General features: G+C 59.7%; 10 protein-coding genes and 5 pseudogenes. 4 read left to right on the top strand and 11 right to left on the bottom strand.

Annotated elements, in window-relative coordinates:
* Positions 1 to 631, bottom strand: a pseudogene (locus NI18_RS20750) (IS5 family transposase); the annotation flags it as partial.
* A gap of 342 nt (positions 632 to 973) precedes the next feature.
* Between NI18_RS20750 and NI18_RS20745 the strand changes: the two are divergent.
* A pseudogene (locus tag NI18_RS20745) lies at positions 974 to 1,213 on the top strand (DUF2171 domain-containing protein); the annotation flags it as partial.
* Positions 1,196 to 1,762 carry a PRC-barrel domain-containing protein gene (locus NI18_RS27565; RefSeq protein WP_274602566.1) on the top strand — a complete coding sequence of 189 codons (567 nt, stop codon included), beginning with the start codon at positions 1,196 to 1,198 and terminating at the stop codon, positions 1,760 to 1,762. The pseudogene NI18_RS20745 and the gene NI18_RS27565, both read left to right, overlap by 18 nt.
* Positions 1,763 to 2,249: 487 nt before the next feature.
* Here the strand turns inward: NI18_RS27565 and NI18_RS20740 are convergent, their stop codons facing one another.
* The 6 genes and pseudogenes from NI18_RS20740 to NI18_RS20720 all read right to left on the bottom strand — a co-directional run bounded on the left by NI18_RS20740 (position 2,250) and on the right by NI18_RS20720 (position 7,929).
* Positions 2,250 to 3,512, bottom strand: coding sequence for an IS701 family transposase (locus tag NI18_RS20740; protein ID WP_037533134.1), 1,263 nt, complete (start codon positions 3,510 to 3,512; stop codon positions 2,250 to 2,252).
* Positions 3,513 to 4,262: 750 nt separating this feature from the next.
* A pseudogene (locus NI18_RS24825) lies at positions 4,263 to 4,499 on the bottom strand (hypothetical protein); the annotation flags it as partial.
* Between the two features lie 34 nt (positions 4,500 to 4,533).
* On the bottom strand, positions 4,534 to 6,282 hold the full coding sequence (locus tag NI18_RS20735) for an AI-2E family transporter (RefSeq protein WP_306286572.1): 1,749 nt from the start codon (positions 6,280 to 6,282) through the stop codon (positions 4,534 to 4,536).
* A 333-nt stretch (positions 6,283 to 6,615) separates the two neighbouring features.
* Positions 6,616 to 7,242, bottom strand: a complete 627-nt coding sequence (locus tag NI18_RS20730) for a general stress protein (RefSeq protein WP_037533132.1) — start codon at positions 7,240 to 7,242, stop codon at positions 6,616 to 6,618.
* Positions 7,243 to 7,265: 23 nt separating this feature from the next.
* Positions 7,266 to 7,574 (bottom strand): hypothetical protein, encoded by a 309-nt coding sequence (locus tag NI18_RS20725; protein WP_037533130.1) that lies wholly within the window; start codon positions 7,572 to 7,574, stop codon positions 7,266 to 7,268.
* Positions 7,575 to 7,659: 85 nt separating this feature from the next.
* Positions 7,660 to 7,929, bottom strand: a complete 270-nt coding sequence (locus NI18_RS20720) for a GlsB/YeaQ/YmgE family stress response membrane protein (RefSeq protein WP_037533128.1) — start codon at positions 7,927 to 7,929, stop codon at positions 7,660 to 7,662.
* A 506-nt stretch (positions 7,930 to 8,435) separates the two neighbouring features.
* On the opposite strand from NI18_RS20720, the gene NI18_RS20715 reads away from it, so the two are divergent.
* Both NI18_RS20715 and NI18_RS20710 read left to right on the top strand, forming a co-directional pair.
* The gene (locus NI18_RS20715) at positions 8,436 to 9,791 is read left to right on the top strand and encodes a S8 family serine peptidase (RefSeq protein ID WP_052149400.1); all 1,356 of its coding nucleotides are present in this window, start codon (positions 8,436 to 8,438) and stop codon (positions 9,789 to 9,791) included.
* Positions 9,792 to 9,901: 110 nt separating this feature from the next.
* Positions 9,902 to 10,354 (top strand): hypothetical protein, encoded by a 453-nt coding sequence (locus NI18_RS20710; RefSeq protein WP_037533126.1) that lies wholly within the window; start codon positions 9,902 to 9,904, stop codon positions 10,352 to 10,354.
* 102 nt (positions 10,355 to 10,456) lie between these two features.
* Here the strand turns inward: NI18_RS20710 and NI18_RS23870 are convergent.
* The 4 genes and pseudogenes from NI18_RS23870 to NI18_RS23860 form a co-directional block, all read right to left on the bottom strand.
* Positions 10,457 to 11,210, bottom strand: a protein-coding gene (locus NI18_RS23870) for an IS5 family transposase (protein WP_128082368.1) whose coding sequence is annotated in 2 segments (ribosomal slippage) — positions 10,457 to 10,883 and positions 10,882 to 11,210 — 756 coding nt in all. Because the reading frame shifts where the segments join, the coding sequence is not laid out codon by codon here.
* A gap of 244 nt (positions 11,211 to 11,454) precedes the next feature.
* Positions 11,455 to 11,948: pseudogene (locus NI18_RS23865) on the bottom strand (MucR family transcriptional regulator).
* Between the two features lie 275 nt (positions 11,949 to 12,223).
* Positions 12,224 to 12,808: a recombinase family protein gene (locus NI18_RS20700; protein WP_037533124.1), complete on the bottom strand. Its 585-nt coding sequence runs from the start codon at positions 12,806 to 12,808 to the stop codon at positions 12,224 to 12,226.
* A gap of 131 nt (positions 12,809 to 12,939) precedes the next feature.
* Positions 12,940 to 13,682 (bottom strand): annotated as a pseudogene (locus NI18_RS23860) (IS30 family transposase); the annotation flags it as partial.

Here is a 13,682-nt window from a genome sequence, read left to right as displayed (position 1 = left end):
GGGGCTGCGATCGCGGCCCGACACTTTCTGGTGTCGTAGGCGCCATCACCCCCCGACGATCGTAATCCGTTCGTCCGTCGGGATTTGCGCCAGCAGATCCGGCAGTGTCGCGGCGTCGCCAATCGCATTGGTTGTGACCTCGATGGCCCGGATCTCCAGGGTTTCGGCCGTCGATCCCAAGGTGAACCTTACGCCACTGGCGACGGTAGGAAGCGCCGTGCTTGCGCGTCTTCCATTCGCCTTCGCCCATCATCTTGATCCCGGTACTGTCGACCAGCAAATGCAGACCACCCGTACTGGCGCGACCATCAAGTGACACCGCCAATGTCTTCTGCCGACGGCATAGCGTCGTGTAATCCGGCACCGGCCAATCCAGCTTTGCCAGCTTCAGCAGGCTGGCAACCAGTCCCGTCACCTGCCGTAGCGGCAGTCCGAACACTATCTTCAGCGTCAGGCAAACCCTGATCGCGCTGTCCGAAAACCGCATCGGCCGACCTCGACGACCAATCGGGGCTGCCAGCCAATCCATGCCCGGGTCAAACCAGACCTCCAGCGACCCGCGGCGCTTCAGCGCTGCGTTATACTCGCTCCAGTTCGTCGTGCGGTACTTCGGCATGGTCGGTTTTGGCATCCATCCCACCTACGCTTCCTGACCCTCACAGGGAATCCCAACGCCCTTTGTGCAACAAAGCCCCCAAAAGCGGACAGGCCGCCTTCCTGAAGAGTTCTAGACCGACGCCGAAAGCGCAATCCCCTTGGCCCAACGTAAGTGTCTCGGTGCACGTAGAAAGCCGGATGCTGCGGGGGTTACAATCGGCGCCGGCGGGGACCCTCGAACTGTCATCCCCTTTTATGCGACTGCAACAGTTTAACTCGGTTCGATGGGGTCCGGCTTTGCGCGCCGATTTGCACTCATATGCATCGATCCCGAGTTCGAGTCGTTGAACGGCTTCAATCATATCGGGAATCTAGCATGGCTGACCTTGGCGGCATCAAGAAGCATATGGAAGTCATTGGAGCGGACGGCGTCCACGTCGGTACCGTCGACAAGGTCGAGGGTGACCGCATCAAGCTCACCAAGCGCGACAGCGGACAGGGCAGCCATCAGGGTCACCATCATTATCTGTCTGCCGGGCTGGTCGCCGCGGTTGAGGGCGACAAGGTGCGTCTGTCCACAACCGGCGCGAACGCCTCACTGTTTGAAGAGGAGAAAGATAGGTCGAGCGGTGCCGGCGTCGGCACTAGCAGTGGTCACCCGCGCAGCGCGTTCGAAGGGCGCGACCAACAAAATGGTTCTGGACCGGGCTGGCGCACGATCGGGCTGGGAGCAGCGGCATTCGGCGTTGCTGCCGGGGCGGCGTTCCTGACACGGAGCAAGGCCAACACCCGCGATGAGTTCGAGTTCCGGCTTCAAACCGACGAGAGCGTCCGTCTGATTTCCTCGGCAAAGGTCGAGGGCACGCCTGTGGTCGGCCGTAACGGCGAGCATCTCGGCAAGATCGATAGCTTTATGGTCGATAAATACTCAGGCCGGGTCGCCTACGCGGTGATGTCGTTTGGAGGCACGATGGGCTTCGGCGAGGCGCTGTTCCCGTTGCCATGGAGCTACCTGAACTACGACGCCGCCAAGGACGGCTACGTCCTGAACATCTCCAAGCAGCAGCTGGCGACAGCTCCCAAGTTCAAGCCGAGCGAGGTGCCGGAATTCACCGCCAGCTACCGGCAAGGCGTGGCGCGCTTCTACGGCCGAGCTTTGATCTAGGATCGCCTTCGGGAGGGTCGGAGCGCCGATCCTCCCCTGCCGTACAACGCGGGTCCGACTGCCATTTCGGTATGGTTCGTGCGCTCTTTCGATACGCATCGACAATCGAACAACCGAAGGGGCCGATACGTGGAACGGGCCCAGATATGAAGCAGCAAAGGAAAAACCATGAGTCCGACACGCATTCCTGGCATGAGCCCGACCCCGGCGATATGTCCACAGAGCCGGGCGTCGGACCGCCGAGCGATAACCCGGCGGAGCATGACCAGCCTGACGATGATGCCGACAAGCTTGGTGACTTCGCCTAGAAAAGCACTCGGTGATGCTGCCGTCTCCGATGGAGCGGCGATCGGGGCGGCAGGGCTTTTTTTGAAAGGATCGAATGGAATCGTCGCCCTAGCACTACTTTGGCAGAATTGGTTCGTCGGCGGTCGCCAGCCGCTTATGACAGTGCGGGCACTGCGTGGGTGGCGGTCTTGCCAGCCGGTCAATGATCGCTTGTCTGATAGCAGGCAGGGTCGGTTGCGGGGGCGGTCCGCCGACTCTTTTTTTTCCGCCCCGCTGCCTTGAGGCGGCGGGATTGCAGGAAGGCGTAGGCGAGCATCGTCATCAAGGCATGCCTGTGTAATCCTGGCCACGACCGACCCTCGAAATGGTCGAGCCCGAGTTCCTCTTTTAGTTGCTGGTGGGCCTGTTCACAGACCCATCGCGCCTTGATGGTAGCGGCAAGCTGCCGCAGCGGCGTATCGGGCGGGAGATTGGATACATAGTATTTGCGCTCGCCACTCGAACGGCGTTCGCCGACCAGCCAGACCTCTTCACCAGGCATGGCCTGAACGCGGTTGTCGGCCATACGATGGCGATGTCCCTCGGCGATCCGAACACGCCGGGCGGCGAACAGGCAGGTGAGCCGCCCCTTGGTGCCGCGGCGCCATGCTACTTTTCGCCACGCCTCTCTGGCCAGTATGTCCGCAACCGGTACTGGTGGCTGGTCGGGGATATGGTATTTGCGCGGCCTTCCGCCGCGTGCTGCTGGGAAGGTCAGTTCGACATCGGCCGCGTAGACGGTTTGGCGGGACGACAGGCCAACCGCCCAAGACAGTCCTCGCTCGCTCAACGCCTGACGGAACGCCGCTCCTGAGCCGTACCCCGCATCGGCCAGCACGCATCCAAACCGGGCACCTGCGGCCATGACCCGGTCGATCTCCGCCATGGCGATGTCGGGTTTGCTCATCACCACTTGCCGCTCCGCCGGCACCCGAGCGCGTTTCATCCGCACCGGATCGTCTGTCCAGCTTTCAGGCAGGAACAAGCGGAGCCCAACCATCACCGGGACCTCGCGCGATGCCAGGGTCACCGAGACCAGCGACTGGCAGTTCGCCGTCTTGCCCTGCGACGATGCATATTGCGGTGCCACACCCACCGAATTGCGCCCCTTCTTCGGTAGGGCAGTGTCGTCGATGACGAGGTAGCCTTTCGCATCGCCAACAAGCCGGTCCGCCTCAGCCAGCAACCTGTTCTCGAACGGCGCGGTGTCCCATGTTCCGCTCGCGATGAAATGATGGAGCTGATCGTAGCCGACATCGTCCGTCCGCGCTGCCAGCGGCTGGATACTCTTGCGGTCGCCCGGGCCGATCAAGCCGGCAATGTACGCCGGACACATCCGCCGTTGCGCCGGGTGCGTCAGTTCCGCGAGAAACGGCGCCAGCCACGTCTCCAGATCCTCTCGCCAGCTATCGCTCGACATCATCGCGCACCGTCCCGGTCAGCCCTCATGCCACCGGAATCAACGACGATTCCACCCGGTTCCTTCAACCTGCCAAAGTAGTGCTAGCACCTGCTGCCTTGCGAGGGGGTCCCTTTTGCAACGGCAGGAATGGTCACTTGCAGTCATTCGAGGCTTATATACGATGATCAAATGCGACGTCGCGTTCTAAGCCTCTTCGTCACGAGCGGCTTTCGATTCAGCGAAGCTACTCGATGGTATTGCCAATCTGGGTTGTCCCGAACATACGCCGGGTGAAAAAAATCGTCAGCACCAATTAAGGTTACTGTGATGGTAAATGACGACGGCACGTTTGAGATTGAACTCGTCGCGGACGGTATTCCGGGCGTGGTTTTGCCAGACACGCGAATGATTAAAGGCCGGTTGTCGCCCGCCGCGCTGAAGCGCTTTCGAACGTTGGAACAAAGCCCCTCCTCGGTTGACGCCACAGTGCGCCTTAAGCAGGCGGTAAATCGTCGTTCCCAGAAAGTAGGCAGACCAACCGGTGACTTATTCGTGACAATTTGCGACTTTCAAGCGCCTAGGTTTAGATAAAGCACTAATCTGTACTTTTTAGCAATTTAGTTCGCCACTCGCTATTTGCGTGGCAACGTCCTCCGCGTCGTAACTGATTGAGACAGTGATGGGTCGCCCGAGCGATTACCCAATATCAATGAGTACGCCGCCTCCACCGACCAAGTTTTTAATAACGAGCGACGGTTTCATTTGTCATCTTTATAATAACCCTGATTCAATACTATGGTCAGGACTCATTGGTCGTAGCCAGAAGATGACGGTGGCCGTCAGTGCGAAGGCAGCGAAGAAGACGGCTGGGCAGCGGTCGTAGCGAGTGGCGACGCGGCGCCAATCCTTTAAACGGCCGAACATGATCGCTATGCGGCGCCGGTAGCGGCGCTTGTCGTATCTGACCGGCTCGTTGCGCGATCTGCGGCCCGGGATGCAGGGCTGGATGGGTGTCATCCACGCTTTCCTTACGAAGCCTAAATCAAATTGCGCCTCTCACATCGATGGGTCCTGTTCTAGCGCCAATCGCACTGCAAAGGGCGCCTATCGACGCGACAAAGTCCCTTTCCGCCTGATGTATGACCTGACCTTCGACCCGCACGACGCCTACCATAACCGTCGCGCTGGTCGTTTCGGCTTCAAGCTTGGCGATCACGGGCTGCATTCGTTGAAAGCTCCGGTCATCGAACAGGCCGAGGATGCAGATAAAGTTTAAGGTAGCAGCGACAGGGGTGACTGTGCCATCTCGCCCGTTCACGCGCCGCTGCTCGTGCACTTCGCATCCGCGGCGGCGAAGCAATTGGGACGCCATTCGTGCCACTGCCGCGTCCAGTGGGCCGCGCCCCGGCACACACAGTACAATGCTGCCATTTCCGTCGTTACCCTCCTCGGATCTGGTCCAGACGGTAACCTCCGTTCCGTCAAGAAAGCTGGCGTGGCCCACCGGGTCTGGGTGATGCTCCAACGCCTCCAGCACTTCGAGTGTGGTCTCACATACTGCCCGGAGCGCCGTGCGTTCCACGGCACCGCGATCGACATCAGAAATCGCGAGCCGCAGACCGCCAAGTATGACCTCGTCATAATAGGCGGCGAGCGAGAGCGTTTCGAGATGAGTTTCGGCTTGCTCGATGGCCTCTTCCGGATGACCTGCGAGTACACGTTGGTAGAATGTCTCAGAGGGCGAAAGCGGGGGGCGGTCGCCGAACACGACGTCGAAGATCTCGAAAGCCGGAATGTAACGACCCAGAACGACCAGCATCAGCGTTAGCGGCATCGATAGCACCAATCCGAGTGGTCCCCAGATCCACGTCCAGAACAACGCAGCGACGACGACTGACACCGGTGAGAGGCCAGTTGAGTGACCGTAGAGCAGTGGCTCGACGACATAGCCGACGAGCGGCTCTACGATCAGGAACAGCAAGGCGACATAGCCGACCATCAGCCAGCCTGGCTCGACGGCAGCCGCCAATGCTAGGGGACCGATTCCCGCAACAAGCACGCCTACATAGGGTATAAAACGAAGCAGTCCGGCCAGCACGCCCCAAAGGCCGGGCGATGGTACGCCAATCAGGAACAGACCGCCCCAGATCACAGCGCCGAACCCGACATTGACGACGAACTGCGACAGGAAGTAGCGACTGAGCCGCTTTGCGCCCTCGTCGAGCGCGACAGTCGTCCGGTGAAGGTCGACGGTACCCATAAGGCGGATCAGACGGTCACGTAGATCCTCCTTTTGGAAGAGGATGAAGATCGTAACGATGAGAACGATCAGAGTCGTCTCCACGGGTGCCAGGGCGGGCAAGACGTAGCTGCGGATCTCATCCATCGCGCTTGCTGGCGGTGCCTGGATCTCCACGGGGATCGCAGCGTCGTCTCGCGGGCGGGCCAAGAACGCTGTGCCTGCTCGGCGCGCATTCTGAGCATTCTGGCGGCTACCGCCCCCATTCGTTTGCAGTATCGAGCCGAAGCGGTCGTGGAGTGCAACGCGGACGACGGCCGCTTTCGTAGTGATGCGCTCCGCGTACGCCGGCGCGTCCTTCGTCAGCGTTGCTGCCTGACTTACCAAGATGGCGCTAGTCACGCCGATCGTGCCCAGGGCCATTAGTATCGCAAGGAGTACGGCCGGGGGCTCGGGGCACGCGCAATCGGCGGAAGCCGGCAACGATCGGCGCCAGCAGGAAGGACAGCAGGATGGCGAGGATGATGGGCAGCAGAACCGATCGGCCGGCATAGAGCGCGAACGTGACGATCGAGGCGATGATCCAGGGCGCGGTCGCGTCAATCGCGCGATGCGACTTCCATGTCCCATGGGCTCGTCGAACAGTAGTTGGCATATTGACTACGGTCACCGGTGCGCATTCATCAGAGGCTTCAGCAAGCTTCCCTCGCGGCTACCGGTTTTGGGTTAAGAATGTCGCCTCAGGCCGTTGTTTTACGACTGCTAGGTCGGGAGCAGTCGACATGCGGCGGTTCACGCCTAGGCGTTCATCGGACCGAAGATCGCGTGACGTGTTTGGCGCATTAAAGAAGGGGCGGCCCGTCCAAGGGACGGCCGCCCAGTCAATCAGATTCGCGGCGTGGTGCCGTACCGGTTGCGCTCGGTCACGACCTCGTCGTCGGTGTAGACAGGGGCCTTGTCGTCGAAGCCGTTCCAGCCCGACTGGCGGTAGGCCGAACCGCGCTCGTCAGCGTCTACCGACTTGTTGCGCTGCAAGACGGCCTCTGCCTCCATTGCGAGCGTATCGTCGACTCGCGCGCTGACAAGGGTACCGCCGCGACGTACGCCCTCAGAATAGACGTTCGCTTCCTCGTCAGTATGGCCGGCTTCCTTCAGCGCGCCAACGATCCCACCCGTAGCGGCGCCGCCTGCTGCGCCGATGCCTGCTCCGACTGCCGTGGAAGCGAGCCAACCAGCCGCCACGATCGGGCCCAGACCCGGGATTGCAAGAAGGCCAAGACCGGCAAGCAGACCGCCGACGCCGCCTAGAACGGCACCGGTCGAGGCGCCGCGCGATACATCGCCATCGTCGTTCACGTCGTCGATGCCGGTAGTGCCGTCATGGTCTCCGTGATCACGCTTATTAGCCATGATGCTAAGATCGTCACGCGGTACGCCGAGGCGTTCGAGATCGCTCACCGCGTTTTTCGCATCGGAATAGTTGTCGAACAGTCGTGTGATGGTTTTCGTCATAGTGTCTCTCCTAGTACCGTTATTTAGCGGGTCGTAACGTTGCCCTTGTAGTCTAAACCAACATTCACCTTCTTGCCGCGATGCATCGCCGTGCCCTGCCAGACGCCGTTGTCGCCCTTCGCCAGCTTCGATACGCCCGAGTATCCGGCCTTGGCCATCCGGCCACGCGCCTGCGCCTCGGTGAACGAATTGCGGCCGTCCGCTGGTGCGGCGACGTGGCCGACCGAGTTGTCCTTGACCGCTGGGTTATGGGATCCGGCATGACCCGTTTGAGCCAATGCGCCGGTCGTAAGCAGTGCTGCGGCGCCCATGCCGATGGTGAAGTGCTTCATGATGTCTCTCCTGGAAGATAATGCCGGCTTCGCGGCGTGTCACCGAATGATGCGGCGGGCCGAACAGAGCCCACCGCATAGTCAATCAGCGAACGGAGCCGCGACGAACAAGGTTCACGATCGCGAGCAGAACGATGGCGCCTACCAGTGAGATCAGGATCGACTGGATGTTGATCGCGCCGTCCATAATCGAGGCACCGCCGATGAGCGGGGTGATGATGAACCCCGCAAGCAGTGCGCCGACGATGCCAACGACGACATTGAGAATAACGCCCTGCTGTCCATCAGTCCGCATGATCATGCTGGCTAACCAGCCGATGATGCCGCCGACGACGAGGAGGATAATAAGGTTCATGGTGTAGCCCTCCCTTTGATCAATGCGCATCGATTAACCAGAACCACGAAGCAATGTTCCGGTTGTGTCGTTTTTGCAGCATTGAAGCGTAGTCCTCCTGCATCAGGGTGATTGGTGCGTCTGATACATCATCCGGAACTTGCAAGCCCTCGCTGCGCTTCAATTCAAGAGATTGGCCTCCCATAGCGCAATCCCAAGCACTTCGCTCCATCACCTCGAACAGTTGGTGGAGAGCCCGCTCGAAGGCGTGGTCGTGATGGACCAGACTGAGATAGTTTTTGAAGCAACGCCGCTGCCCTAGCGATGCACGGCGTCGCCAAGGTGGAGGAGCTGGGCGAGAACGCGGAACAGTATGTCCAGCGCTCTCCAACTTAACGACTTAAAAAAAATTGGGGAAACTCGAGGAAAAGGGACCTTGCTCTCCTAAAGATCTCGTCTAGCCTCGTCGAGGCGCCTGAAGAGCGGGACACAGGTATTTCGTGCTCCGGCGTACGGGAGGACAAGACATGAGAAGCGTGTTCAAAATCGCGTTTGCAACGTCGCTAGTGACGTTTCCTTTAGCAGCCTCTGCGGAGACCTTCGTGGTGCTGGGGACCTCGGGAGCGAACCTGGATGCCGCCGTCACTGCTGCGGGCGGCCGGATCAAGAAGCGGCTCGCGGGCATCGACGTTGTCGTGGCCGAAGGCGGATCTGGCTTCCTCGCTGCCGTTGAAGGCAAAGCAGGTGTCGCAGCTGTTGCCGCTGATCGGAAGATCAAGTGGATACCGAAGGGCGAGCGAGCGGCGTTCCGCTCCGCCGACGTCGTAAATCCGCCCAATAATCCAGCCGGCATCGATCCGCGGTTTAACCTGCAATGGGGCCACACTGCTATCAAGGCCGTCGACGCGTGGAAGATGGGTTACGAGGGGCACGGCGCGCGCGTCGCCGTGCTCGACGGCGGCTTTCAACTGAACCATCCAGACATCGCCGGTAGGTACGACCCGACGTGTACTGCCGATATGACCGGCGAGGGCATTGCCTACGGCCCGAACTCGGATGACGACACGGGCATCTTCGCGCATGGCATGCACACAGCCGGTACGATTGGCGCTGCGCGCAATGGCGTCGGTACGATCGGCGTCGCGCCGAAGGCGACGCTCTGCCTGGTGAAGGTCCTTTTTAACAGCGGTAGCGGTTCGTTCGAGGACGTCGCGGCGGGGATCATCTATGCCGCCGACCACAGCGTCGACGTCATCAGCATGAGCCTGGGCGGATCGCTTCAGAAGTCCGAGGAAGGGGCATCGACCCTCCGACAGTTGATCGATCGGGCGGTAAGTTACGCCTATAAGAAGGGGGCTTTGGTGATTGTATCGGCGGGTAACGACGGGCAGAGCGCTGACAGCCCCAAAACCACAGGTACGCCAGCTAATCTGATCCATTTGCCGTCGGACTCGCCGCAGGCGATCTCGATCTCTGCGACCGCACCGCGGGGCTGGGGCAAGAACCAGAACGTCTTCCTGGACAACCCGGCCAGCTACACCAATTATGGTCGCTCGGTGATCAATCTCGCCGGTCCCGGCGGCGATTACACGCCGTCCGTTACGGGTGATTGCACGGTCGCCGGTGTAACCAGGCCATGTTACATTTTTGACTTCGTCTTCAGCACGGGCGCTGCCAACTCGTACTACTGGAGCAACGGTACGAGCATGGCGACCCCACACGTCTCGGGGGTCGCTGCGCTCATCGTCAGCAAATACGGCAAAATGCATCCTGCTAAGCTACGCGCTTATCTCAACGCGGGAGCGGATGACCTAGGAGTATCTGCGCATGATCCGTATTACGGTAACGGCAGAGTGAACGCTGCGCGGTCTTTGTCGAAGTAAGAGCGATGTATGAGGCGTACAATTCTACGCCTCATACATATACCGTCAAAAGGTCTAGAACTGCAGGGTGAATGATGACGGCTGCTCGGGCGCATGGTAGGCGCGGAACAATGGTAAAGGCGATGGTGGTAACCGCTGCTTTACTGATCGCTGGCTTTGTCGCGTACTATGTGCGCAAACCGGCTTCGAAGGACGCTGATAAAGTCCAAATTGTATCGACAGGTACGCCTACTGTTATCCCGGTGCGGGTGGAAGCGTCACCGCAACCACAATTAAGTGGACAGATCAAAGCTGACCGCACGTCGTTCACCCAGCGGTTCAATCTCAAGCCTCATTATAGCCGCGGGCAGCTCGACGGCTATTTACTCGACCCAGCTGATCCAAGCGTTCTCCGAGGCTCGGCATTGCAAGCTGGTGACGTGATTACAATCATTGATGGCACGAGACTTGACGAGGCAAGGTTTGCCCGGCTCGACATGGACACCAAAAACCTCGATGACGTTTTCGTGGCATATGAGCGTAACGGCGTTCTATACGAGGACATCCTATCTCTACAAAAATAGAACTAAACTCTCAACTGCAGCCGCGGCTTCGGAGTTAGGCCAAAAAACTTGCTATGTTTCCCCTCACTATGTTTTATTGACGCTAGGGTCAGGACTCGTTGATCATAGCCAGAAGATGACGGTGGCGGCGAGGGCCACAGCGGAGAAGAAGACGGTCGGGCATCGATCGTAGCGGGTGGCAACGCGGCGCCAGTCCTTCAGGCGACCGAACATAATCTCGATACGGCTCCGGCTTCGGTAGCGGCGCTTGTCGTATTTGACGGGCATGATCCGGGATTTTCGGCCGGGAATGCAGGGCGTTATGCCCTTTGCCTGAAGGGCGTCCCTGTACCAGTCTGCGTCGTAGCCGCGGTCGCCCAGCATCCACTGCGCCGGGGGTAGATCGTCGAGTAGCGCGGCAGCGCCGGTGTAGTCGCTGACCTGACCAGCCGTCATGAAGAAGCTGAGCGGTCTACCTTCTGCATCGGTGACGGCGTGCAGCTTGGTGTTCATGCCCCCTTTGGTGCGTCCGATCAGGCGCCCAAGGCCCCTTTTTAACCCGCAGGCTCGATGCCGTGCGGTGTGCTTTTAGGTAAGTCGCGTCGATCATGATCGTCTTGCGTGGCGCTCGCGGCAGCCAGCCCCTCCATATGCGGACGAAGACACCCCTTTCGCCCCACCGCTTCCACCGGTTGTAGAGCGTCTTGTGGGGGCCATACTCCTTGGGTGCATCGCACCAGCGCAGTCCGTTGCGGTTGACGAAAACGATGCCGCTCAACACCCGCCGATCATCAACTCGGGGCTTGCCGTGGCTCTTTGGGAAATATGGCTCGAGCCGCGCCATCTGCTCGTTGGTCAGCCAGTACAGGTCGCTCATGCGCGGTCTCCTCACGGAGCCTGAATCAGATCGTGCCTCTCAGATCAATGGGTCCTGACCCTAACCTGTGCGATTCCATCAATGTCTGTCGATAGGCAGGTCCAGCATTGCAAATAGCCCCCCTTTCGCGACGCGACACAAGCCGCCTTCGGTCAGTTACTGGCGCAAAACGAGCGACATACGAGATGTCCAAAACTTAGCGAAGCCGGAACGGATACGGGGAGGGCTAGCCTCCCCGCTTCGTTTAAGCCTCCTCGGTGACCTTGGTTGCGCGAGGTTTGCGGGGAGCCTTCGGAGAATCATCAGTAGCCTTTTCGGCTGCCTGACCAGGTTTGCGCCCCAAACCAATCGACTTTGCCATGGTCCGCCGTGCTTCCGAGTACGATGGTGCGACCATGGGATAATCAGCCTTCAGGTTGTAGCGTGCTCGGTATTCCTCAGGCGTTAGGCTATTGCTCGACAGATGGCGGCGTAGCGTCTTGTATGCTTGCCGTCGATCATCGAAATGATGTGATCGGGCGACGCCAGCGACTTACGCACCGTGACAGCAGGCTCATAAGCTTGAGCAGCTTCTTCCGGGGCTGCTGAAGTAGCTGAGCCTGACAGCTGAGCGACAGCGGCATGCATTGACTGCAAAAATGCGGGCACATCCTCCGCATTCGTGCGGGTGTTAGGATTGGCCAACCACGCAGCAGTCAGCTCAGCGGCCAACTCAACCGCGTTGATATCATCGTTCATTATAATCTCTGTATATTTGGGAAGGGAGCGTGCAGCTAGGTTCAATCGCTCCGCTGTTCAAGATAAACAGATATTTAATGACGAAGCGATCCGTTTGCTGAAAGCTTAAGAAATTGTCGTTTAGTGGTCCAACCTGGGACGCATCGCATATAATGAGGCACGATCTGCCCGTCGTTTGATGCTGTGACTACAGCATATCACTCAGGATGGGCGACCCTGCAAAGCCTATTCGCGATAGCGTTGCGTTCTGCCGACAGACTGCTTGATGCGATCGGTCAGGCTTTACCTGGTGCGGTCCAGCCAATCCGGGCCAGCGTGCCGATGAGCGTCGAGCGCGGTACCTTGAAGGTCCGACAGACAGAAGCCTTGCTGGCCCCACCATCTAGCGCAGCTGTAATCCGTTCGAGGGTTTCAGTATCGATCATCGGCGGGCGGCCACCCTTGCGTCCGCGACGCTTCGCTGCAGCTAGTCCGGCCATTACGCGCTCGCGCGTCAGCGCGCGCTCATACTGTGCGAGTGCGCCAAAAAGGGAGAACAGCAATTCGCCGTGCGGCGTGGTCGTATCCATCTGCTCAGTTAGCGATCGGAACGCGATACCGCGCGTCTTCAGATCTGTAACGATCGCCAGTAGGTGCGACAGCGAGCGTCCAAGCCGGTCGAGCTTCCATACTATCAGCGTGTCGCCCGGGTTCAGATAATCGAGGCAGGCTTTCAGTCCCGGCCGATCGTCGCGGGCGCCGGATGCCTTGTCGGTATGGAAATGACGTTGATCGACACCGGCTGCGACTAGTGCGTCCCGCTGAAGATCAACCGTTTGGCGGTCATCAGCCGACGAGACCCGCATATATCCAACCAGCATGTACGACAAACCCCCAAAAGCACGTTCATGAACACTCTATCAAAGCGACAGGGTTTGTCGAACGTTATGACCGTAGGCGGCGTTGATTCAGCGAAGCCGAAAACCGGGAATGTCGTAAATCATGGGTGGGTTCAACGGGTCGCCGCAACACGCTCGGCGAACATTTCAGCCGGTGTCTGATACATCAAGGTCTTTCTGGGGCGCTCGTTGAGCTGGCGAGCGATGGCGCTGAGTTTGGCCTGGCTGTGGAGCGACAGATCCGTTCCCTTGGGCAGATATTGGCGCAGCAGGCGATTGGTGTTCTCGTTGGTACCGCGCTGCCACGGGCTTTGCGGATCGCAAAAATAGACGTCGACCTCGGTCGCCAGGGTGAAGCGCTTGTGATCGGCAAGTTCCTTGCCGCGATCCCAGGTCAGCGACTGATAGAGCTCGCGAGGCAGTTTGCGCGCCTGCTTGATCAGGGCCGAGACGACGCTGGCGGTCTCCTTGTTCGCCACCTTGGCCAGGATCACATAGCGTGACTGGCGTTCGACCAGCGTCACGATATGGCTGTTTCGCGTGCCCGAGATGAGATCGCCTCCCAATGTCCGGGCACGGCGCGGTCCTCGACTGACGCCGGCCGTTCGCTGATCGATATCGCATCTTTGATCTGGCCAAGCCCGTCACGCTTCAGGCTGGCGTGGCGCGAGCGGCGGATCGTGCGCTTCGCCCGGAGATGCTCGAGCAGCTCCTTCTTCAGGACGCCACGCGCCTGGATGAACAGGCTTTTGTAGATCGTCTCGTGTGACACGCGGTGCTGCTCTTCGTCCGGAAGCTGCGCTTGAGCCAGCCAGCGATCTGCTCGGGCGACCAGCTGCGGCGCAGCTTGCGTGAT

The sequence above is a fragment of the Sphingomonas sp. Ant20 genome (assembly GCF_000783375.1).
Classification (GTDB): domain Bacteria; phylum Pseudomonadota; class Alphaproteobacteria; order Sphingomonadales; family Sphingomonadaceae; genus Sphingomonas; species Sphingomonas aerolata.
Note: the sequence above shows the minus strand (reverse complement) of the source record. Positions and strands in the feature narration are given on the sequence as shown.